Source organism: Paenibacillus sp. BT-177, assembly GCF_025846815.2.
In the GTDB taxonomy this organism is placed as follows: Bacteria; Bacillota; Bacilli; order Paenibacillales; family Paenibacillaceae; genus Paenibacillus; species Paenibacillus polymyxa_C.
This window is the reverse complement of record NZ_JAOYTP010000002.1, coordinates 200,584-223,623: the sequence shown is the minus strand read 5'-3', so window position 1 is coordinate 223,623 and position 23,040 is coordinate 200,584. Positions and strand designations below refer to the sequence as shown.

The window sequence follows — 23,040 nt, the reverse complement described above, 5'->3', positions numbered from 1 at the left end:
ATATTTAAAGTTTGCGTATGACTATTTTAGCGAATGTATCAGTTGTTGACTAATAAATATGAGCGGATTTCGAATGAATATAGTGAATTCCACCACAACAGCACCAGCAGGAGAACTAAAACCCCAATCAGCTCCCAATAATATGTTTTGCTACTGCTCTGATGCAGGTGGCTGAGGTTCTTCCAAGCCATATTGCTCTGCTAGTCTCTCTTTCGTTTTTTGATCTATGACAAGGTCATTCTGTGCAAAGGTGAAGCACATAGGAATGCTTAGCTGTACTAAAAAAAGTAATACTACTGCTCGGATAATTATTTTTTTGCTCTGCATGGATAGCTCCTGTGATCTCAGATTTCGGTTTATATTTTTTGTTATTCTGACTAAATTATTCCTTTACAGGTTTTTGTGACCATATTATAATGGTAAATAACAGAAACGATTTACATACACTGGTTTATCGGGGTATAGCGCAGCTAGGTAGCGCGCACCCTTGGGGTGGGTGAGGTCGTGGGTTCGAATCCCGCTACTCCGATTATAATCCAAATGTCCTGCTGGTGCAGATAATGCGCCTGCCGGGCATTTTTTTGTATATTACATATATCCTATCGCTCTTTGTCGCTACTGGGTTTTGACGAGCTAGCCGTATGTAACGAATGTATGTACTTGTGAAGCATTGAGGGGAGATAGGATGAAGCCACTTCTGCACGGGATTGGGGGGCAGAAGTGGCAAATCAACATTCCCTTCAATACTACCATTTATGACTTTTTTAATTTACCTATAAAGATTCCTGAAGGGCCTTAGAAGAAGTGCTGTAATCAGCATAACGGGGAAGCACAATAGTGTAGTATATGCCTACCATAACGGTACAGACCCCAACTAATAAAAACAAGAGCTCAATTGAAATAAATGAAGGAAAGCTTACAGCAATGAAACCTAATGTAAGAGACTGGGACAACATCATTAACGGATTAATCAAACCTTGCACACGTCCCATCATTTGAGGATCTACAATACGAGGCAGCCATCCTCCTATACCAATGTTAATGAACGGAAGGATCAGTGCAATGACAAAATTGATAATCATAAAAGCATAGAGGTGGTTAACAAATCCAAGTATGCACATGCCTATTCCAGCTACCAGAACTCCGGCTGCAATCATTTGGTGTAGCTTTAGCTTGGTGGAGATGAGCGAAGCAATTAGTGTACCAAGCAACACACCAGCTCCAAAAATAATACCTGTCCAAACCATATACTGCTCATAGTTGCCTGGAGCTAGCTTATATTTAAGGATAAACATCGGTAAAACGCTAAAACCACCATTTAAAATACCGAACATAAAAAAGCCTGAAACCAACCAAAGCAATAGTCTGTTGCGTAATATGTAAAGAAACCCTTGTTTAAAATCGATCATGACAAGTTTGAATTTTAATTGTTTAAATTGATGTGCACCGTTCGGAAGGCGTACTTCCTTGGGAATTTTGCAAGAACGAATGAGCAGTGCAGACACAATAAAAGAAATAGCATCAATGAGGATGGCTCCAGTAATTCCAAAGTGCCAGTAAACGACGGCCCCCAGAGTTCCTCCAAATAACATGAAAAGACTCCCCATCATTTGATTGAGGCCTGCGGCAATGGTGTAATCATCTTCGCTTAATATCCCCTGTATAATGGCACTTTCGGCTGGAAAGAAAAACTTGGAGGCAGCACTACGGATGAAGAGGAGGGCAAATACCAAAGGAATCGAATCGATCCAAATAAAAACAAGCAAGCATAAGGATAAAAAGGCGCTAATCCAGTCACAATTAACAGCAATTTTTTGTCTGTCCATCCGATCTGCCAGCACTCCAACCACGAGAAATACTACCAGCATCGGGAGCGAATACATTAACTCGGCAAGTGTTGCATAGTAAGGCTGATTTGTAAACCGTTTCAACAAATAAAACATGAATGCAGTAACTCCGATAATTCCTCCCATTTGTGAGGCGAAGGTTGCCAGAAAAAATCTGACATAGTTCTTGTTTCTGAGTATTTGTTTTAGTCCAGTCACAGTTTCATCCCTTTCGCTTTCAAAGCGGTTTTTAGATGCCTAAGTAAAATAATAGTGAAAAGTAGGAAAATTGTACAGAAAAGTGACTTTAATGTCACTTTAAGTTTGAATTTGCATCGTATCGATAACTTAAATAACCAGCCATCGGTTGATATCCGACAGCTGGTTATTTAAGTTGCCATGTGCTTGATTTCTGAATCACAAAAGGGTGTCAATCTCCAATCTTAATTAAGCTAAATCCTCGCCATTTATAGCGATTACTTTTATATACCAGTCACAGATTTAAGTTCGTGATTAGGATATCCGTTTATATCACATCCTAATCTTTAAATGATAAAGACTACAGAATTACAGAATAGCCCGATTCATCTCATTTACGCATGGATATGTTGAGAAAAAGGAAATGCTCATAGCTAGAAAACTTTATACAATGAAAGAGAAATAAGCACTGTGAAATTCGACTTTTGATCATGGATTTCATATAATGTGAACATAATGTGAATTGCTTAAATTAGAGATTTAACAAAACGACAAAATGAAAATGATTTCCGTCCAGCTATGAATTTCAAAATTTGACGGAGGGAACGAGATGACAATGGAAGAGAGCAGCAGACAGGTACCTTGGCAGACGTATTACGGACCTAATCTAGGTTATGTGCAGGACCAGTATGAAAAGTATGTAGCGGATCCCGGAACGGTTGATCCGGCTTACCGCGAGCTGTTTGATCAATGGGGCGAGCCGCCACAATCCGAATATTCGGCTGCTTCCATGATAGACAACAAATTACAAGGCCCCCCCGTAAATGCTTTGGGGCACCTTGATTCGAACACATTACAGAAAGCGGTTACAGCGGGCAAAATGGTGTGGAATATCCGTGAATACGGACATTTGGCCGCCCAAATCGATCCACTGGGACTGGATGCAGAGCAGGATACACGTCTGCTTGATCCAGCATCTTACGGTTTAACTGAACAAGACCTAAAGGCTTTTCCAGCCTCTTTAATATGGGATAACGCTCCAGCGGGAACACTGAACGGGTGGGAAGCCATTCAACGGCTACGTGTAGCATACACAGGACCGATTGCCTATGAATTTAGTCATATTCATAACGAGGAGGAACGCCGCTGGCTGAACAGCTATGCAGAATCCGGCTGGTCCTCCAAGCCACTTACAACACAGGAACGCAAGTCGTTGCTGGGCAGATTGGTAGAAGTAGAACAGTTCGAAGAGTTTTTGCATAAAACATTCGTCGGGCAGAAGCGTTTTTCCATCGAGGGTAATGATGTGCTTGTCCCTGTACTCGACGAGGTTATTCGTCTAACCACCAATGCAGGAGCAAGTCATGTCCTGATGGGGATGGCGCATCGTGGTCGTCTGAATGTATTGGCACATGTGCTGGGCAAGCCTTATAGCAAAATTTTCTCTGAATTTCATCATTCCCCCAATAAGGATCTGATTCCGTCGGAAGGTTCCACTGGAATTAACTACGGCTGGACTGGGGATGTAAAATATCATCTGGGTGCGGATCGTTTTGTAAAAGATGGGGAAGCCGTTCAGGCCCGTCTGACATTGGCGAACAACCCAAGTCACCTGGAATATGTGAATCCGGTGGTGCAGGGATTTTCGCGTGCGGCACAGGAAGATCGCAGTGAGGCTGGTTATCCGAAGCTGGACGTTAGCAAGGCAGCTACCATTATTATGCACGGTGATGCGGCGTTCCCGGGTGAAGGTATCGTAGCCGAATCACTCAATTTCACCAATTTGCGCGGCTTCCGTAATGGTGGCACAGTGCACATCATTGTGAACAATCGTCTGGGCTTTACGACAGAGAGTGTTGATTCACGTTCGACCCGTTATGCCAGCGATCTGGCCAAGGGCTACGAAATTCCAATTGTACACGTGAATGCGGATAATCCTGAGGCTTGTATTGCAGCGGCTCGTATGGCTGGTGAGTACCGTAATCGCTTCAAGAAGGATTTTCTGATTGATCTGATTGGTTACCGTCGTTATGGTCACAATGAATCCGATGATCCGGAAACAACTCAACCGCTTGTGTATCGCAAGGTAAAGAATCATCCAACGGTGAGCAAATTATATGCTCAAAAGCTGATGAAGCAGGGCATAGTGGATGAAGCATTTAGTGCTGGCCTCATTGAGAAGGTCCAAAACCGACTGAAGGAAGCACATGAGCATGTGAAGAATCAACCGGAGGAGGAGCCTGAATTTACTGCTGTGAAGGCGAAAAAGAATCAGAGCACACCGGTCCGTACTGCGGTTGAAATGAAAAAACTGCGTCAAATTAATGAAAATTTACTCAAATGGCCACAGGCTTTTCATGTATATCCGAAGCTGGATCGAATTTTACAGCGTAGAAAAACCGCTCTGAACGAGGGTGAAAAGGTAGATTGGAGCTTGGCGGAGACACTCGCTTTAGCTACCATTCTAGCAGACGGCAAGCCTATTCGTATGACAGGTCAGGATGCGGAGCGAGCTACTTTTGCTCACCGTAACCTTGTGCTGCATGAGCCTGAAACCGGGCGTACCCATTGCCCGCTGCATACATTGCCGGAAGCACGTGCTTCGTTCAGTATTCATAACAGTCCATTGTCTGAGGCATCAGTCCTCGGCTTCGAGTATGGCTATAACGTGTTTTCTCCTGAGACTTTGGTCATTTGGGAAGCGCAATTCGGTGATTTTGCCAACTGTGCGCAGGTTATTTTCGACCAATTCATTTCCGCTGGCCGTGCCAAATGGAGACAGAAATCCAGTCTGGTGATGCTGTTACCGCATGGTAGTGAAGGACAAGGACCTGAGCATACGAGTGCACGTCTAGAGCGTTTCCTCCAGTTGTCTGCACAAAATAACTGGACTGTCGCCAATTTGAGTAGCGCCTCACAGTATTTCCATCTGCTGCGCCGTCAGGCTGCATTAAGCGAAAGTGAGGAAGCTCGCCCGCTTGTGATGATGTCGCCGAAGAGCCTGATTCGCAACAATCGTGTGGCTTCACCTGCTTCTGAATTCAGTGAGGGAACATTCCGTCCTGTGTTGGAGCAATCTGGTCTGGGATCACGTCCGGATCGGGTAGAGCGCATTGTACTGTGCAGTGGCAAGATTGCCATTGATCTGGAGGAAGCGTTGGAGAAGGATAAAAACGGGAATGAAGCAGAGGAGCGTTTGCACATTATTCGTGTGGAGCAGCTATATCCTTTCCCGGCAGAGGAAATTCGGAATATTTTTAGTCGCTTCCCACATGTTAAGGAGTTCGTATGGGCTCAGGAAGAACCTAAAAATATGGGGGCCTGGAGTTATATGGAGCCTCGTCTGCGGGAGGTTGTGCCACAGGGAGCGGAAATTCGCTACGCAGGCAGACCGGATCGTTCCAGCCCGGCGAGCGGTTATCAGCAAGTCCACAGCCTAGAACAACAGCGAATTATTCAATCGGCGTTGAAGCAGGATTCCAAAAACAATATTACACTGGGGAGGTAGCGGCTGTGAGTGATATTATAGTGCCAGCAATGGGAGAATCCATCACGGAAGGGACAATCTCCAAATGGCTTGTAAAGGAAGGAGATTCCGTAGGACAGGGAGATGTTCTACTGGAGCTGGAAACGGATAAGGTCAATCTGGAAATTAGCGCCGAAGAAGCAGGTGTAGTCCAGAAAATCCTTCGTCAAGAGGGGGATACTGTGGTTATCGGTGAAGCTGTTGGCTTGATCGGAAACGACAGTGGTGCGGAAGCAACTGGTGCCGGAGAAGCCGCAGCGACTCAAGCGCCTGAAGCGCCGTCCGTAGCAACTTCACCGACTTCCGTAGAAAGCGGCGGTAAAGCAGTAGAAAAGTCTGCACCGCCCATCCCCTCCAATAGTGACGGGAATGGTCAGACGGCATCACCATCCGCCCGGAAGCTGGCGCGTGAGCGCGGGATTGACCTTGAACAGGTACAAGGAAAGGACCCGCTTGGACGTGTGTTTCAGGAGGACGTAAAAACGCATAACAGCGCTGAAGTATCACGTACAGCATCTGTACCTGCGTCTCCCGCTGCTGGCAAGTCTGTGTCACCGTCTCCAGCTCAAACAGAGTACAGCAAGCCTGTGGAACGGCAGCGGATGTCCCGTCGGAGAGCGACGATTGCCAAGCGTCTTGTTGAAGCACAGCAAACAGCCGCCATGCTTACCACTTTTAATGAAGTGGATATGACCGCTATTCTTGATGTGCGCAAACGCCGTAAAGATAAGTTTAAGGAGAAACACGATGTAGGGCTGGGTTTTATGTCCTTCTTTACAAAGGCAGTGGTTGGCGCGCTCAAGCGCTTCCCTACTGTGAATGCAGAAATCAATGGCGATGATATCGTACTGAAAAAATACTATGATATCGGGATTGCTGTATCTGCCAAGGAAGGTTTGGTCGTTCCCGTTGTCAGGGATGCTGATCGGCTTGGTTTTGCTGAAATTGAGAAGAGCATTGCCGATTTGGCTAGCAAAGCTCGTTCCAATTCACTTTCTCTGGCAGACTTGCAAGGAGGAACCTTTACCATAACCAATGGAGGTATTTTCGGTTCCCTGCTGTCTACGCCAATTCTGAATACGCCGCAAGTGGGTATTTTGGGAATGCATAAAATCCAACTTCGCCCGATTGCCATCGACGAGGAACGTATGGAAAATCGTCCGATGATGTATATCGCGTTGTCCTATGACCACCGTATTATTGATGGTAGCGAGGCGGTCCGTTTCCTGGTAACGGTCAAAGAATTGCTGGAAGATCCCGAATCATTGTTGCTGGAAGGATAAAATATATCATTCGAGTGCATCTCCCTTGTACGTGCATGACAAAAGCAGACTCTTGCGGGTCTGCTTTTTTTCCTGCATAGTTATAACATAAGGCTATAGACAATTGCAGACATTCAGATACAGAGAAGGGCGGGAACTGTTTTGGACAAAGACTTGCGCTACCCGATTGGACCGTTCGTGGTTCCAGATACCATTACAGAAGAACAGTTAACCACATGGATCGACGACATTGCTGAATTGCCTGGACAATTGCGTCAGGCGGTCGAAGGACTAAATGAGCAACAGTTAAATACGCCTTATCGTGAAGGAGGATGGACGATTCGGCAGGTTGTTCATCATTTGGCAGACAGCCATATGAACAGCTATATCCGTTTTAAGCTAGCGCTGACAGAAGATACACCGACAATCAAACCCTATGATGAGGGGCGTTGGGCTGAAATACCAGACGCTAGAGAGCTTCCACTGGAACCTTCGTTGCAATTGCTGGAAGGACTTCATGAACGGTGGGTGATCATGTTGCGTTCATTGGGGGAAGATCAGCTACACCGAACATTTATTCATCCTGAATCGGGCCAGACGATCCGTCTGGAAAGAAACATTGGCATCTATGCCTGGCATGGCAAGCATCACACAGCTCATATTACTTCGCTGAAAGAACGAAATGCATGGTAATTAACTCCAAAATGATGCCCTGATGAAAAATAAAGGAATACAAAAGAAGCCTTTAAAGCCACTTTTATCGTGCTTTAAAGGCTTCTTTTGCTAATTTCTCACTAGGAAGATGACTTGGGCGAAGCTGATAAAGCGGATGTTTCGGAGGCTCCAGACCCAACGGAAACAGAGGTTGCCCCTGTGTTAATATGACGGTCGAGCCAGTCCACGATGTCACTCATTACCTCGTCGCGATTTGTTTCATGCAACATCTCATGGCGACCGTCAGGATAAAGGCGATACTCCAAGTCTTGAAGCCCTAGGCTTCGATACATATCCACTAGCGACAACACACCTTTTCCGAACAAGCCCACCGGATCACGATCCCCGGCAAAAATATAAACGGGCAGTTTGGGATTAATGTTTTTCAACGAGGAAGGCCAGTGAATTTCTTGCAAAAGCCTGAAAAAATCGAGGAAAAAGCCTGTCGTGCAAATAGCTCCACATAGTGGGTCGTGCACGAACTGATCTACTTCCTCAGGATCACGGGACAGCCAGTCGAACGCTGTGCGCACAGGACGAAAAGCACGGTTAAAGCCGCCAAAGACCATAGCGTTGAGCAGCATGCTACGATGATCCATTCCTTGCAGTTTGGCTTGCAGCAGAGCAACCTGTTCTCCGAGTTTCAGCAGACTACGTCGTCCGTTGGTTCCCGATAAAATAAACCCGTGATACGCCTGCTGATCATCATACATAATTTTCTGGGTTAAAAAGGACCCCATGCTGTGACCCAGTAAAAAACGAGACTGATCAGGGAATTCCTTGGCCGCAATTTCGCCTAGCTCCAGCATGCCTTTTGCCATTCGGTTGAATGCATTGGCTCCCGGCATACCGAGCTTATCAGGATCACCAGCTGTGCGCCCGTGGCCGATATGATCGTTGGCATACACGCCGTAACCAGAAGCGGTAAGCTTTTCGGCCAGCCGAATGTAGCGGTATGATGTCTCACACATGCCATGCGAAACTTGAACGATTCCCTTGATAGGAATGTTCGGCTCGGGCAGCCATCGATAAGCAAATAGCTCTGTTCCGTCATCTTCCGCGATGGTGAAGGTGTATTCCCGCATGATTAGACATCACATCCTTTAAGCTTTAAGGAAGATAAGATCTAAGTACGGTCATTCCGTCATTTAGCGTGTAACCGCCCAAATTAGCAGGGAGCAGGAAGCAATCTCCAGCTTTACAGGAAAGAGACTCCGTATTATTGTCCCATGTTATGGTCCCACTGCCTTCGCAAATTACAAGAATAGTGAAGCTGTCTTCCGTTGTAGAAAGTGCCCAACTTCCATCTACGATACCCTTTTCCACAACAAAATACTCACAGGATGCCAGTTGGAGCCATTCTCCAGGCTGCAGGCCGTCCGTTTTCATCGTTGTTGCGCCTGCACCTTCGTAGGAAGTTACATTAAGGGAGTCCTCGATGTGCAACTCACGAGGTTTGCCGTCCAGACCGGGGCGATTATAGTCATATAAACGATAGGTTGTATCCGAATTTTGCTGAATTTCAGCAACCACTACACCCGCACACAGTGCATGCACGGTTCCAGCGGGGATGAAGAATGTATCGCCAGCTTCAACTGGAACTTGGCGCAAACTGCCCATGATATCTCCGCTTTCAAGAGCTGTACGCAGACTTTCACGGGTTACACCTTCGGTCAGACCATAAATGATTTTGGCATCAGGCTTGGCATCAAGCACGTACCACATTTCGGTTTTTCCTAATTCTCCAGCTGGAAGTCCGGCGTAATCATCCGTCGGATGCACCTGAACAGATAAATCATCATTGCAATCCAGCAGCTTAATCAAAAGTGGAAAACGTCCGCCTTTTTTCGATACGCCCTTTGCCCCAAGCCAATCCTGTCCGTAAGTCTGGCGGATTTCATCCAGCCCTTTTCCAGCCAGCTCGCCATTGATGACCGTTGTTGTTCCGTTCGGATGATCGGCAATCATCCATCCTTCACCAATATGTCCTTCGGGTGGGGTTAGACCAAATTGTTCTAAGGCTCGTCCTCCCCAAACTCTCTCTTTGAACTCAGGTTGGAATTGCAGCGGGTATGGCTTTAGCATGATTTCTCTCCTCCATAATGAGTAATGAGTACGATCTAACAGAATCAGGCAATCAAAACGTGCCGCTGGGCAAAAAACCGGGAGAATAGACCCATATGGCGCTATAAAATATATGTAAGGCGGCTAAAAAGCCGCTCATTACCTAAATATGCGAGAATATGCGAGTTTAAAAACCCGACATTATTTTTTTTCAACCGCCACTACGTAAGGTGAAGCGTCTCGTTGTAGTTGACGGTAAATAATGCTTTGACCGCTGGAGACTGGGAGGGTAGAAGCCCAATGAAGAACCGCTTCCGCTTCTTCCCTGCCTCCGGCGTGTCCTGGATATAATACGGCAGTCAAAATACCGCGCGGGCGCAGCAAATGCAAGGCAGCTTCAAGTGCGACGAGCGTGCTGTCTGTATGTGTGATGACCGTAAGATCGGCGCCTTCGGACGGCAAGTAGCCAAGGTTAAACATGACCGCGGCCACTTTACCATGCAGCAGATCTGGAACGGCCTCCCGCATTTGCTCATGGCCTTGCAGCAATAGTGATACTTCTGCTAATGAAGAGGAAGTATCTTCTTCTAGCCGACGACGAGCGTAATCCAAAGCTGCCTGCTGGATATCGAACCCATAGACGCGGCCCCGTTTGCCAGCAGCTTTAGCCAGAAACAACGTATCGGCTCCTGTGCCGACAGTGGCGTCTATAGCAGTATCTCCTGGCTGCACCCGCGCAGCTACTAATTGATGAGCATAGCTCAGAACAGACAGGAATCCCATTTAAGATTTCCTCCAGTATTTTCCCTGCCACGTTTCACGTGATTTTAGTTCATTATCAATGCCGTTAAGCACTTCCCATTTTTTAAGCGACCACATAGGCCCCATCAGTAAATCACGTGGTGCATCTCCGGTCAACCGATGAACGATCATTTCAGGGGGTAAAAACTCCAGGGTATCTACAATGAGCTTAATGTACTCGTCCTTTTCCAGAAAGCGTAGCAATCCGGCTTCGTACTGCTTGACCATTGGCGTTTTACGCATGAGATGCAGGAGATGGATTTTGATGCCCTGCACATCCATAGCAGCTACTGCACGTCCTGTATCGAGCATCATTTCATGCGTCTCCTGCGGTAGACCATAAATGATGTGGGCGCACACACGGATATTCCGCTTACGTAGCTTTTCTACAGCATCCAGATAGCACTGAGTATCATGAGCACGATTAATCAGCTCAGAGGTCGATTCATGGACAGTTTGCAGGCCCATTTCGACCCATAGGTACGTGCGTTCGTTCAGCTCGGCTAGATAATCGACTACATCATCAGGCAGGCAATCGGGACGTGTAGCGATGGACAGACCGACAACACCGGGCTGTTCCAAAATAACCTCGAAATATTCTCGTAGTTCCTCAACCGGGGCATACGTATTGGTGTAGGCTTGAAAATAGCCAATATATTTAGCATTGGGCCATTTTAAATGCTGGCGATCCCGAATCGTATTGAACTGGGTGACCAAATCATCGCGGCGACGTCCGGCAAAATCACCTGAGCCGCGTGCACTACAAAAGGTACAACCCCCTTTGGCAATGGATCCATCGCGATTTGGACAAGTAAAACCCGCATCCAGCATGACTTTAAACACTTTATTTTGAAATTGCTCGCGCATTTCGTAATTCCATGTATGGAACCGTTTATCTCCCCACAGGAGAGGAGCAGGCAACAAATCTGTTTTCATGGGAGGACTCCTTTTTTTACGATCACCCTATTGTAACAAAATTCAATCTTAAATGGGAATCACTTGACCAAGAAAGTCATTAAAAAGTGCGGATTTTATCGCTTTCCGGATTGAAAAAGGTTACACAATATGTTATATTGTAAGCGGTACCAGACATATGATAAAAGGACTGTTTTTAATCCTGAAGATAAAAACTTATCAGCCGCTAATGATTATTCTTCAGGGAGGCAGCTATGCTGTTTCTATCGCCTGCTTTAGGGGAAGTGCACGTCGGTTCCATCACAAATAACCCGTGAGGTGATCTTTTATGAATACGCAGGATAAGACGCGTATGGATAAAGTTACTGTTGAGTTAACCTTTGATGAGGCGTTAGCATTGACTGGTGTCCGTTTTGGGCAGGATCGTCAGATTGGAACGGCTGCACGTCAAAAAATCAGAGCCGCTTGCCAAAAGACAATTGATTTTTCACCTGCTGATGGGGTAGACTATGAACAATTAAACTAGTTGGACCCCAATCCAAATATATTGAAAAAGGAATTTCATTTCCGTATCTTCAAGCGGGGGTGGAATTCCTTTTTCCTTGATAACAGAGCATATGGAGGAGTAACATGCGTTTACGCGGAAGAAAAGGAATACGTGAAAGTCTGGAAGAACAGCAAGATCTGGTCATCTTGGAGCCATCACAGTATAAGGGGAATTGGCAGCAGCTTTTTGGTAATGATCGTCCCATTCATGTGGAATTTGGTATGGGTAAAGGGCAATTTATAAGCCAAATGAGCTACCGAAATCCAGAGGTTAACTATATCGGCTTTGATATGTATGATGAGCTGGTTCGCCGTGCTACGGAAAAGTCCCGCCTGGCCTGGAGTGATTCAGAGGTTGTTACACCGCCCAATATCAAATTGGCACTGGCAAACATCGAACAGATCGAGAATGTTTTCGAACCAGGGGAAGTAGAACGCATTTATCTGAATTTTAGCGATCCCTGGCCTAAAGCCAAGCATGCTCGCCGTCGTTTGACGCATCCGCGTTTTTTGGACAAGTATCGTCAGCTTCTGAACAGCAAAGGACAAATTCATTTTAAGACGGACTCGGAGACATTGTTTGAGTTTTCTCTGAATTCATTCGCTGATAGTGGTCTACAAATGACGAATATTTCGTTAAACCTTCATCGTGATGGAATCAATGAGGAGCATGTCATGACAGAGTATGAACAAAAGTTCATGGGTAAAGGTATGAATATTCATCGTGTCGAGGTGCTGATTGGTAAAGACGCTTTGGAAGAGTACGAAAAAATACGCCTTGAAAAATATGGAAAGTAAAAGCGGGCAAAATAAATAAAGTAAACAAGACAGGGTGCTTCCTTTTAGGAAAGCACCCTGTTTGGTTCCAGTATATCCAAAATACTCTGTGCGCTCTGAAGAGGATAATATCGCGCTACATTATGGATGTGCTCCTGTCGCTTGCGAACGATTTCTGGAAAATCGTATAGCAGTCGGTTCATCCATTTAACGACAACATCCAGCGAAGTAATCGGTTCTCCGAAGCCTTGAGCCGTAAAGTACTGACAATTTTCCTCTTCCTGTCCAGGGAGAGGCTTGTGAAACAGCATCGGAATCCCTTTGGCCAGCCCCTCGGTGCATGTCATTCCACCGGGTTTGGTAATGAGCAGATTCGACACTTCCATTAATTTGTCGATTTCCCGTGTAAATCCGAAAATATGAATATTTGGATGATTAAACCGAGGATCCAGCTCCATTTTACGACGAATTTTATCATTATGCCCCAAACAAAAAATAAATTGAATCTTTTCTCTCCAATCGGTAAGCGAACGATGTATGACTTCGTCGTTCATCAGGCCCCAGCCGCCGCCCATAACAAGTACTGTCGGGATGGGTTTAAGTCCAAATTGTTCTCTAATTTCATCGTGCCCTGGATGTTCCCAAAAATTAGGATGGACCGGAATGCCGGTCACTTGGATTTTTGATACAGGTACTCCGCGCGCGCGCAGCTTACGCATGACTTCAGGCGTAGATACAAAGTACCGGTCAACCTCAGGACTAATCCATGTTCCATGTGCATCGTAGTCTGTTATGACGGTACACAGCGGGACATGTAAGCCTAAGCGCTTCAAACGTGAAATGACCGCGCTTGGGATGGGGTGAGTACATACCACCAAATCGGGACGAAGCTGCCGAAGAATATTCCGGGTCTGTGTGTAGAACAGACGGTGCAAAGCGAGCGTTGTAAGACGGTTTAATGATTTTTTGTATTGATGACGGTAAACCAATCCGACTAGGCGCGGCTGCGACACAACAGTCTTTTTGTATGCTGTAATAATAAGCGGGGCCATTCTCGGATTCAAAAAGCTCCCCAGCTCCAGCACTCTTGTCTGCACATCCGGAGAAAGCTTCCGCAAGCTGCTTGAGAGCGCGTAGGCAGCTTGAGTATGTCCGGCACCGAAACCTTCCGATAATAATAACACTCGTTTTTTAGCCACTCTCATTTCACCTGTTCCTGCTGGGATGTTCTCAATCATACCATATCGGCTTTAAGGCCAGAATGCAACCGTTCCTATTGCTGCAGACGTTCCGATGACTGCTCCTGCAAGTACATCCGTGGGATAGTGAAGCCCCAGGTAAATTCGAGAAAAACCTACAATTATCGCTACAGGCAACAGCAACAGTGCTAGCATGGGTGACTGCAGCATAAAAGGAACGGTAGCCGAAAAAATAGCGGTTGTATGCCCTGAGGGAAAAGAATGATCCGACAAGGGATTGCGGAATGTATTCGTACCTGGTAGCGCCAAGTACGGGCGTATCCGCGGATACAGCTTTTTGACGATAGCCACGGGAATGTGACTGACCGCAAGAGCGATAGCTCCCTTCATGCCGGAATCTTTCCATGGATACGGAGCGAGCCACCAAATCAGAAGCGTAGAGGCTATTGTAAAGGTAGCCCCGCCTAAATGTGTGAGATAATACAGCCAAAAGTTCAAAAAACGGTTGTGTAAGCGCCCGTTGATCCATTTGAACAATCGCTGCTCCAGATTTACAAGTTTTACGACTAGACGTTGCATTTGGTTTCCTCCGGTTGCCGGTTCAGGTCTGTCGGCAAATATTTTGAATCCATTTGACAGAATTAGATCTAAGTAATTATTCTCTTGCTCTCATCATATTTTTAAACGCTGTTCATTTCAAGAATCACCACTTACCTGGTTCAATTCTACACAAAAATGTTAATGGAATATAAGCCGTTTTGTATAACTTTCTTTGCGTTCATCCGTCTAATAAGATAGAGTGATTAGAAGTGGTTGCTAATTGGCCCACAAAAAGGAGGGACCAAAGAAATAAAAAGTTAGCAAATGGATGAAAATAAGACCTAAGCGTCATGAATGAGAGGTCCAGCGCCGCATTCTCGGTTCAAACGGGAATTTGTCGTGTTTTTTTGCTGCTGAGACCCGTTTAGGGGCTTTGACAAAAGATTGAAAACCAACGAAAATCGTAATGGCATTCCTGTGTCAGCCAAAAGGGGGCTGCGCAGAGCCAAAGAAGAAAGCAAGGGTCGGGTCAAAACTACAGAAAAGGCGCACAAAGCGCCGCAACTTGCGCTACACAGATAGAAAACAGACAAACGCAAGATTTTTAAAGGGGTATAAAAAGGGGGTAACAAGAGATCATGTTAGACGCTATTTTCGTGACGCTCCAGATCATACTGGCGTTGATCGCAGTCTATCAGTTTGCATTCTCCTTGTTCGGATTGGTTCGTAAGAAAAGGAAAGAGCAGGCGGCTCCAGAAAAATCATTTGCTATTTTAGTCGCTGCCCACAATGAAGAACAAGTTGTCGGAGCATTGATGGAAAATTTAAAGCAACTTGACTATCCAAAGGAACTGTACGATGTATTCGTAATCTGTGATAACTGCACAGATAAGACAGCGGACATCGTTCGCGCTCACGGCATGAATGCTTGTGAACGTACGAATCCGAATTTGCGAGGTAAAGGCTATGCTATTGAGTGGATGCTCAAAGAGCTATGGGCTATGCCGCGTCAATATGATGCCATTGTCATGTTTGATGCCGACAATTTGGCGCATACCAATTTCCTGAGCGAAATGAATAATGATTTGTGCTCAGGTGCTCGTGTTATCCAGGGATACATTGATACTAAGAACCCTGAGGACTCTTGGATTACAGCAGCATACGGAGTATCTTATTGGTACATCAACCGTCTGTGGCAGTTGTCACGTCACAACCTGAATATGGCTAATTTCCTCGGTGGTACAGGCATGTGTTTTGAAACAAATCTGCTCAAGGAAATGGGCTGGGGTGCAACAAGTCTGGTAGAGGATTTGGAATTCACTATGCGTTGTACACAACGCAACGTATATCCAAGATTTAATTACGATGCCAAGGTGTATGATGAGAAGCCGTTGACGTTCAAAGCTTCTTCCAGACAGCGTCTGCGCTGGATGCAAGGTCACTTCACGGTTGCTCGTCGTTATTTCTTCCCGTTGCTGTGGCAGAGTATCAAGCATAGAAGCCTGATTAAATTCGATATGGCTCTTTATGGTCTGAACGTGTACATCGTACTGTTTACCTTTTTGATGACAGTAGCGATGTGGGTAGATATTGTATTATTTGGTGGTCCCAATATTGAAAATATCTACGTGCAATTCCCTGCTTGGACCGGTTTTGTGGCTGTGAGTCTGAATATTATCACCTTTTTAATCGCGATGATCTTGGAAAAGGTCACGTTCAAAAAAGTATATCTGTACTTGCTGCTGTTCCCAGTCTATCTGATTTCGTGGTATCCGATTACGTTCTATGCGTTCTTTACACAGAACAACAAGCAATGGAGCCACACCCAGCATACGCGTGTCGTTCGTCTGGAAGAGGTTCAGAGCAAGCAAGGCTAATTAACAATGAAGTAAGACTATGCAATCTACAGCGGATGTGTACACCTAATTTTTTATAAAAGTGTTGACGCCTCTGTATTAGCATGATATGATATTTGAGTATGTTAATTGAAAAGTATGGATTAACAAGTAGAAGGTCCGACTTCTCACCTGTCCGGTATTGCCGGCTGGTCATGATCCAATGATTTGTGAATTGAACTTTCATGATGAATTGAGTATCAGACAGGGATGTCGGCTGCATAGTCGTCATCCCTTTTTTGTGCTTAAACACAATACAACAATAACAGGTTCTGGAGGTGGAGGGTTATTAGTAAGGAACATATGATCAATGATGAGATTCGAGTGAGAGAAGTACGTCTAGTTGGTGCAAACGGGGAACAAATCGGTATTAAACCGACTCGTGAAGCTCTGCAAATGGCTATTGATGCAAACTTGGATCTCGTGAACGTGGCGCCTCAAGCGAAGCCGCCCGTGTGTCGGATTATGGATTACGGTAAATTCCGCTATGAGCAACAGAAGAAAGAAAAGGAAGCCCGTAAAAACCAGAAGATCGTTGACATCAAAGAGGTATGGTTCCGTTCCAACATCGAGGAACATGACTACCAGACCAAGTTTCGCAATGTGGTGAAGTTCCTGAATGAAGGGGACAAGGTGAAATGCTCTGTTCGTTTCCGTGGTCGCGAAATTACCCATGCTAATGTGGGACAAAAAATTCTCGAACGTGTAAAAACGGAAGTTGCTGATCTTTGTACCGTGGAGCGCCAACCCAAGCTCGAAGGACGCAGCATGATTATGATATTGGCTCCAAAGAGTCAATGACAAATTAAGGAGGAAGTTCAATGCCAAAAATGAAAACACATAGCAGCCTTAAAGGCCGCTTCAAAATTACCGGTACTGGTAAAGTAACGCGTTACAAAGCTTACAGAAACCACTTGCTTTCCCACAAATCCAAACGTGCAAAACGCGTTCTGGGTACTAACCCTGAGATGGCACCTGGGGACGTTAGACGTCTGAAACAAGGTCTTGCTAACCTGAAATAGCATTAAGCACGGAAATAAATAAAGTATAAACATTATTTGGGAGGTCTTTTGATATGGCAAGAGTAAAGGGCGGATTCGTCGTTCGTCGTCGTCATAAAAAAGTATTGAAGCTTGCTAAAGGTTATTTTGGTTCCAAACACCGCATTTTTAAAACAGCTAACGAGCAGGTAATGAAATCGCTTGTTTACGCATACCGTGACCGTCGTCAGACGAAACGTAACTTCCGCAGACTGTGGATCGTGCGTATCAACGCAGCAGCTCGTTTGAATGGTTTGTCTTACAGCAAATTGATGCACGGTCTGAAATTGGCTGGTGTAGACATTAACCGTAAAATCTTGGCTGATCTTGCAGTCAATGATATTAATGCATTCAACTCTTTGGCAACTGTTGCTAAAGGTAAAATTAACGCTTAATTAAGGCGTAAAAACCGCGAAAGTGGTAACAAAGGTGTCCCGAGCAGTACGCTGTGTAGGGACGCCTTTTTTTGTACATACTTAACACTAAAAAGGACTTCGTTTTCTTCAAAATACGAATAAATATGACGTGTGATGATAGAATGTATGGATTTTTCGATTTTGTAACGCTTACATTTTTGAGATTCTAAAAAAAATTGACCCAAGGTTATTAATTGTCTAGATTTTAGCCGATCATAATTGTATAATCTCTAAAGTAAGTCTTCTGTACGATCTGTCTCGTCAGTAAATGACATGAAAATGATGTGCATTTTCTAAAGAAAAGAGACAGTCCAGGGATCTAACACTAAGGGGGAACAGTATCAGCATGAAGAAATTGTTTAGTATGTCTTTGGTTATGCTGCTGGCGATCTCGGTCATTCTCGCAGGCTGCGGTAACAAAAATCAAGGTGCGTCCAACGCAAATGGTGGAGAAGCAGGCGGTTCTGCCAAAACATCAAATGTCCAACTTGGCATGGTTACAGATGTGGGTGGAGTAAACGACAAATCGTTTAACCAATCTGCTTGGGAGGCACTTCAAGCTATTGAGAAAGAATCAGGCGTTAAAGTTAAATACCTGCAAAGTAAATCCGACCAAGATTATATTCCTAACCTGAACCAATTCGTTAAGGGTGATTTCAACCTGACTTGGGGAATCGGTTTTAATCTGGCTAATGCGATTGGACAAGTAGCAAAAGACAATCCGAACAAAAATTTGGCGATCATTGATAGTGTTGTGGATGCGCCTAACGTTAAATCGGTTGTATTTGCTGAAAATGAAGGTTCCTTCCTGGTGGGGGTTGTGGCTGGTAAACTTACTAAAACAAACAAAATTGGTTTTGTGGGTGGGCAAGACAGCCCGCTGATCAAACGTTTTGAAAAAGGGTTCGAGGCAGGGGTTAAGGCTGTAAATCCAAATGCAAAACTGATTGTGAACTATACAGGTGCGTTTGATAAGCCGGATCTCGGCAAGGCTGCTGCTGCAACGATCTACAACGACGGTGCTGATATTATTTTCCATGCAGCTGGTGGATCAGGAACAGGCGTATTTAACGAAGCACTCGCACGTAAGCAGCAAGGTCAGCAAGTATGGGTTATCGGCGTAGATAAAGACCAATCACTTGAGTTTGGTGACGAAGTAACACTAACGTCGATGGTAAAACGTGTAGATGAAGCAGTAAAACGCGTATCCCAAGAAGTAATTGACGGTAAGTTTAAGGGCGGTGTCGAAACACTGGCTCTGAAGGATAACGGAATTGGTTTGGCAGATACATCTACGAAAAACGTTCCTAAAGATGTGCTTGATCTTGTAGAACAATACAAGCAAAAAATCATTAAAGGCGAAATTACAGTTCCTTCGAAATAAGTTAGGTGAAGAATATAAAGGTGGCGACAAGGCTGGTTCATAAGACTAGCCTTGTTCTTACGTCTGGAGTTATAAGATTATAACGGTCAATATCAGCTCATTGGAGCACATACTATAAAGTGTATAAGGGTGATCTCATGGATGCAGCGACCCCCGTCGTTGAGTTAAAGCAAATTACAAAACGATTCCCCGGCATCGTTGCCAACGACTCCATCAGCATCAAGCTGCATAAGGGAGAAATTCATGCCCTTTTGGGTGAGAATGGCGCGGGTAAATCTACGCTTATGAATATTCTTTTCGGACTATATCAGCCGGATGAAGGGACCATTGAAATGGGAGGGAACCCCGTACAGATTGATAGTCCAAATAGGGCGATTGATCTGGGGATCGGCATGGTGCATCAGCATTTTAAGCTCGTACAGCCGTTTACCGTAACCGAAAATATTGTCCTTGGGTCGGAGCCACGTAAAGGTCTGAAAATCAATTATAAAAAGGCTGCCGCAGAAGTACAGCGGTTGTCTGAACAATACGGACTCCAGGTAAATCCGAATGCCAAAATTGAGGATATATCTGTTGGTATGCAGCAGCGTGTGGAAATTATCAAAACGCTCTATCGCGGTGCAGATATTCTGATTTTCGATGAGCCAACCGCGGTGCTGACACCGCAGGAAATCTCTGAGTTGCTGGAAATTATGAAGCGCTTAGTAGCTGAAGGCAAATCAATCATTCTTATCACTCATAAACTCAAAGAAATTATGCAAATTGCAGATACGGTTACGATCATTCGCCGAGGTAAAGTTATTGACACGGTCAAAACATCTGAAACAACACCAAATGAGCTGGCGGAGAAAATGGTGGGCCGTCGTGTGTCCTTTAAAGTGGATAAGAAGCTTGCTCAACCAGGACAAACTGTACTGGAAATGAACAAAGTAATTTCTAAAAATAAGGATGGCATTCATGTTCTGAATGAATTGAACCTGCAGGTTAAGGCCGGCGAGATTTTGGGGATTGCTGGAGTAGACGGCAATGGACAGAGTGAGCTGATAGAAGCTTTGACAGGATTACGCAAGGTGGATAGCGGAAGTATCCGTTTGCTCGGAAAAGAACTGGCAAATCAGCCGCCGCGCAAAATTTCAGAGGCAGGCGTTTCACATATACCGGAGGACCGCCATAAGCATGGATTGGTGCTCGATTTTTCCATGAGTGAAAATATGGTGCTGGAGACGTATTATCAAGCGCCTTACAGTAAAAATGGCTTCTTGAACAAGGACGCTATAGAAAAGCAGGCAAAAAGTCTTATCGAGAAGTTTGATGTTAGAACACCAGATATTCATACCAAGGCAAGATCGCTATCTGGTGGGAATCAGCAAAAGGCAATCATAGCGCGTGAAATTGATAAAAACCCAGACCTTCTCATTGCGGCGCAGCCTACACGCGGGCTGGATGTCGGGGCTATTGAATTTGTCCAGAAACAATTGATTGCCCAGCGGGATCAAGGTAAAGCAGTACTGCTCATTTCTTTTGAGCTGGACGAGATTATGAATGTATCCGATCGAATTGCTGTTATCTATGAAGGCAAGATTGTCGGGGAAGTGCTGCCTGAAGAAACGAATGACCAGGAACTGGGGCTCATGATGGCAGGAAGTGCAGTGAAGAAAGGAGTAGAGAATGGTTAACCTATTGAAAATATTCACAAAAGACTCCTTTGTTCTGGCTCTGGTCTCTATTATTTTAGGCCTCCTTCTGGGTGCTATCGTGATGTTGATTGGCGGGTATGATCCTATTGTGGCTTATTCCGCTTTGTTTAGCCGTGTGTACGGAGATTCCTACAACTTTGGCGAAGCGATCCGTGAGATGACACCGTTGATTTTAACAGGATTGGCATTTGCTTTTGCGGCTCGTGCCGGGTTGTTTAATATCGGTGGCGAAGGGCAGTTTTTGGTCGGTATGACAGCTGCTTCGATTGTGGGCATTAAACTTCATGGGCTGCCTGCTATCATTCATGCACCGCTGGCTGTGATCGCAGGAGCAGTTTTCGGAGGCTTGTGGGCAGCGATTGCTGGTTATTTGAAGGCCAAGCGAGGCGTGAACGAAGTTATTACCTGTATTATGATGAACTGGATCGGCCTGTATTTGGCTAATTTGGTGATTAATCAGTTTGCACTTATGGAAGGCGAAAATCGCTCTGTGGATATCCAACCTTCCGCTTCCATTTCCATAGATTGGCTGTCCCAGATGATGGGGAATGCTCGGGTTCATTGGGGCACAGTTATTGCTGTGCTGGCGGCAGTGTTTTTCTATATTTTTATGTGGAAAACAAAGCAGGGCTATGAGCTTCGGGCTGTCGGATTTAATCAGGATGCATCCCGTTATGCAGGCATGAATGTAAATCGCAATATTATAAAAGCGATGTTTATTAGTGGTGTTTTTGCCGGATTGGCAGGTGCTTTTGAGGTGCTGGGGGTTTTCCATTATCAATCTGTCATGGCAGGGTCACCGGGAACGGGCTTTGACGGTATCGCTGTGTCTTTGATCGGGATGAATAATCCGTTCGGTGTACTGCTCGGTTCTGTTTTGTTCGGAACACTTACGTATGGTTCTGCGGGGATGAGCTTTAGCGCGGATGTACCGCCAGAAATTATCCGAGTAGTCATTGGCTCGATTATTTTCTTCATTGCGGCCCAAGGTATTGTGCGTTGGGTTGTAAAGCCGCTCTACTCCAAGCGGAAGAAAGAGAAGGTGTTGTAAAATGAGTTGGTTAACACTTGGTGAATTAATCCATACAACGCTCGTTTTTGCGACGGCGATTATTTTTGCGTCTCTTGGCGGAGTTTTTTCGGAAAAATCCGGTGTAACGAATCTGGGATTGGAAGGACTTATGGTATTTGGGGCGTTTGCGGCAGGTGTTGGCGGATTTTATGCCGAGCAAGCGGGACTAGGAGGCACCTCTGCGGCCTGGGTAGGTGTGCTGTCAGCTGCGGTGTTCGGTATTCTGGTTTCGCTCATTCATGCTGTTGCCTCTATTACGTTTAAAGCCGATCAGGTTATTAGCGGGATTGTCATTAACTTCTTGGCAGCAGGCAGTACACTGTACATGGTTAAGCTGTTATTCGAGGGTGATGGTGACACCGGTCGAATTCAAGGCTTTAACGAGATATCCATCCCTTATCTTGTGGATATTCCGATTGCAGGAAAAGCATTTTTCCAAGCCTACCCAACGACATATCTGGCTATTCTATTAGTTATTATTGGCTACTTTACTTTGTATAAAACTCCGTTTGGCTTGCGTTTGCGTTCAGTAGGGGAGCATCCGGGTGCAGCCGATACCGTGGGGATCAAGGTCAATCGCCTTCGTTATATCGGTGTTATGATTAGTGGTGCGTTGGCTGGGATTGGTGGAGCAACAATCACTTTGACTACAACCAATATGTTCTCACATAATACCGTTTCGGGGCAGGGCTATATTGCTATTGCGGCTATGATTTTCGGTAAATGGAATCCGCTCGGTGCTTTTGGCGCGGCAGTGTTTTTCGGTTTTTCACAAGCCATTCGCAACTATGTGCAGTTGTTTGCATGGTCGCAAAGTATTCCCCAGGAAATTATTTTTATGTTGCCGTATCTCCTGACGATTATTGTGCTGGTGGCGGCAGTTGGACGTTCACGCGCTCCGGCTGCTTTGGGTCAACTGTATGATCCGAGCAAGCGTTAATAACTCATAGACAGCTGAATGTTTTTAAATATATGCGTTAGTGTATATGAGAATCTGGTATCTGCATGTGCAGGTACCGGATTTTTTTACATTGTGCAGGCATTTAAACATACGCTTCTGGCTTGAATGGAATAGACTGTGCTATGCAGATTGGACGGACGCTCGGCCCCTGTCAGCTCCAGTCTATTTTGTGGTGGTGGTAAGCTATCAAGGAGCCGTTCAATCTGT

Annotated in this window: 22 protein-coding genes and 1 tRNA gene; 15 read left to right on the top strand and 8 right to left on the bottom strand. The window is 45.3% G+C overall.

Annotation, left to right across the window (positions count from 1 at the left end):
* Positions 1–150: 150 nt before the first annotated feature.
* Positions 151–327, bottom strand: a complete 177-nt coding sequence (locus tag OIU26_RS07165) for a hypothetical protein (protein ID WP_264216377.1) — start codon at positions 325–327, stop codon at positions 151–153.
* Positions 328–455: 128 nt separating this feature from the next.
* On the opposite strand from OIU26_RS07165, the gene OIU26_RS07160 reads away from it, so the two are divergent.
* A tRNA-Pro gene (locus OIU26_RS07160) sits at positions 456–529 on the top strand.
* A gap of 244 nt (positions 530–773) precedes the next feature.
* Here the strand turns inward: OIU26_RS07160 and OIU26_RS07155 are convergent.
* Positions 774–2,045 carry an MFS transporter gene (locus tag OIU26_RS07155; protein WP_165081421.1) on the bottom strand — a complete coding sequence of 424 codons (1,272 nt, stop codon included), beginning with the start codon at positions 2,043–2,045 and terminating at the stop codon, positions 774–776.
* 589 nt (positions 2,046–2,634) lie between these two features.
* Here OIU26_RS07155 and OIU26_RS07150 point away from each other — a divergent pair.
* From OIU26_RS07150 to OIU26_RS07140, 3 genes are all read left to right on the top strand, one after another.
* Positions 2,635–5,532 (top strand): 2-oxoglutarate dehydrogenase E1 component, encoded by a 2,898-nt coding sequence (locus OIU26_RS07150; protein WP_165081423.1) that lies wholly within the window; start codon positions 2,635–2,637, stop codon positions 5,530–5,532.
* Between the two features lie 5 nt (positions 5,533–5,537).
* Positions 5,538–6,833 (top strand): 2-oxoglutarate dehydrogenase complex dihydrolipoyllysine-residue succinyltransferase, encoded by a 1,296-nt coding sequence (gene odhB / locus OIU26_RS07145; protein ID WP_264216376.1) that lies wholly within the window; start codon positions 5,538–5,540, stop codon positions 6,831–6,833.
* Between the two features lie 141 nt (positions 6,834–6,974).
* Positions 6,975–7,505 carry a YfiT family bacillithiol transferase gene (locus OIU26_RS07140; RefSeq protein WP_264216375.1) on the top strand — a complete coding sequence of 177 codons (531 nt, stop codon included), beginning with the start codon at positions 6,975–6,977 and terminating at the stop codon, positions 7,503–7,505.
* Positions 7,506–7,606: 101 nt separating this feature from the next.
* Here OIU26_RS07140 and OIU26_RS07135 read toward each other — a convergent pair whose 3' ends face one another.
* From OIU26_RS07135 to OIU26_RS07120, 4 genes are all read right to left on the bottom strand, one after another.
* Positions 7,607–8,611 (bottom strand): alpha/beta fold hydrolase, encoded by a 1,005-nt coding sequence (locus OIU26_RS07135; protein ID WP_165081427.1) that lies wholly within the window; start codon positions 8,609–8,611, stop codon positions 7,607–7,609.
* 25 nt (positions 8,612–8,636) lie between these two features.
* Positions 8,637–9,611: a type I phosphomannose isomerase catalytic subunit gene (locus OIU26_RS07130; protein WP_013370063.1), complete on the bottom strand. Its 975-nt coding sequence runs from the start codon at positions 9,609–9,611 to the stop codon at positions 8,637–8,639.
* Between the two features lie 180 nt (positions 9,612–9,791).
* The gene (locus OIU26_RS07125; RefSeq protein WP_264216373.1) at positions 9,792–10,373 is read right to left on the bottom strand and encodes a class I SAM-dependent methyltransferase; all 582 of its coding nucleotides are present in this window, start codon (positions 10,371–10,373) and stop codon (positions 9,792–9,794) included.
* Positions 10,374–11,327 carry a TIGR01212 family radical SAM protein gene (locus OIU26_RS07120; RefSeq protein WP_013370065.1) on the bottom strand — a complete coding sequence of 318 codons (954 nt, stop codon included), beginning with the start codon at positions 11,325–11,327 and terminating at the stop codon, positions 10,374–10,376.
* A gap of 307 nt (positions 11,328–11,634) precedes the next feature.
* Between OIU26_RS07120 and OIU26_RS07115 the strand changes: the two genes are divergently transcribed.
* Together OIU26_RS07115 and trmB are read left to right on the top strand one after the other, a co-directional pair.
* Positions 11,635–11,832 carry a hypothetical protein gene (locus tag OIU26_RS07115; RefSeq protein ID WP_013370066.1) on the top strand — a complete coding sequence of 66 codons (198 nt, stop codon included), beginning with the start codon at positions 11,635–11,637 and terminating at the stop codon, positions 11,830–11,832.
* 104 nt (positions 11,833–11,936) lie between these two features.
* The gene (trmB, locus tag OIU26_RS07110; protein WP_264216372.1) at positions 11,937–12,650 is read left to right on the top strand and encodes a tRNA (guanosine(46)-N7)-methyltransferase TrmB; all 714 of its coding nucleotides are present in this window, start codon (positions 11,937–11,939) and stop codon (positions 12,648–12,650) included.
* Positions 12,651–12,694: 44 nt separating this feature from the next.
* Here trmB and OIU26_RS07105 read toward each other — a convergent pair whose 3' ends face one another.
* Together OIU26_RS07105 and OIU26_RS07100 are read right to left on the bottom strand one after the other, a co-directional pair.
* A complete protein-coding gene (locus OIU26_RS07105; protein ID WP_413985812.1) occupies positions 12,695–13,828 on the bottom strand; it encodes an MGDG synthase family glycosyltransferase in 1,134 nt (377 codons plus the stop codon).
* Positions 13,829–13,879: 51 nt separating this feature from the next.
* Positions 13,880–14,407 carry a phosphatase PAP2 family protein gene (locus OIU26_RS07100; RefSeq protein ID WP_013370069.1) on the bottom strand — a complete coding sequence of 176 codons (528 nt, stop codon included), beginning with the start codon at positions 14,405–14,407 and terminating at the stop codon, positions 13,880–13,882.
* Between the two features lie 405 nt (positions 14,408–14,812).
* Here OIU26_RS07100 and OIU26_RS07095 point away from each other — a divergent pair, with 405 nt between their 5' ends.
* From OIU26_RS07095 to OIU26_RS07055, 9 genes are all read left to right on the top strand, one after another.
* Positions 14,813–14,950, top strand: coding sequence for a hypothetical protein (locus tag OIU26_RS07095; protein WP_013370070.1), 138 nt, complete (start codon positions 14,813–14,815; stop codon positions 14,948–14,950).
* Positions 14,951–15,006: 56 nt separating this feature from the next.
* Positions 15,007–16,245, top strand: coding sequence for a glycosyltransferase family 2 protein (locus OIU26_RS07090; RefSeq protein ID WP_040101802.1), 1,239 nt, complete (start codon positions 15,007–15,009; stop codon positions 16,243–16,245).
* 321 nt (positions 16,246–16,566) lie between these two features.
* Positions 16,567–17,064, top strand: coding sequence for a translation initiation factor IF-3 (infC, locus tag OIU26_RS07085; protein WP_007429515.1), 498 nt, complete (start codon positions 16,567–16,569; stop codon positions 17,062–17,064).
* 20 nt (positions 17,065–17,084) lie between these two features.
* On the top strand, positions 17,085–17,285 hold the full coding sequence (gene rpmI / locus OIU26_RS07080; protein ID WP_007429516.1) for a 50S ribosomal protein L35: 201 nt from the start codon (positions 17,085–17,087) through the stop codon (positions 17,283–17,285).
* A 53-nt stretch (positions 17,286–17,338) separates the two neighbouring features.
* Positions 17,339–17,698, top strand: coding sequence for a 50S ribosomal protein L20 (gene rplT, locus OIU26_RS07075; RefSeq protein WP_007429517.1), 360 nt, complete (start codon positions 17,339–17,341; stop codon positions 17,696–17,698).
* Between the two features lie 367 nt (positions 17,699–18,065).
* Entirely contained in the window at positions 18,066–19,103 is a 1,038-nt protein-coding gene (locus OIU26_RS07070) for a BMP family ABC transporter substrate-binding protein (protein ID WP_264216371.1), read from the top strand.
* Positions 19,104–19,240: 137 nt separating this feature from the next.
* A complete protein-coding gene (locus OIU26_RS07065; RefSeq protein ID WP_264216370.1) occupies positions 19,241–20,779 on the top strand; it encodes an ABC transporter ATP-binding protein in 1,539 nt (512 codons plus the stop codon).
* Positions 20,772–21,851, top strand: coding sequence for an ABC transporter permease (locus OIU26_RS07060; protein ID WP_264216369.1), 1,080 nt, complete (start codon positions 20,772–20,774; stop codon positions 21,849–21,851). The genes OIU26_RS07065 and OIU26_RS07060 overlap by 8 nt, the downstream gene beginning before the upstream one ends.
* 1 nt (position 21,852) lies before the next feature.
* Positions 21,853–22,812 (top strand): ABC transporter permease, encoded by a 960-nt coding sequence (locus OIU26_RS07055; RefSeq protein WP_010349245.1) that lies wholly within the window; start codon positions 21,853–21,855, stop codon positions 22,810–22,812.
* Positions 22,813–23,040: the final 228 nt, after the last annotated feature.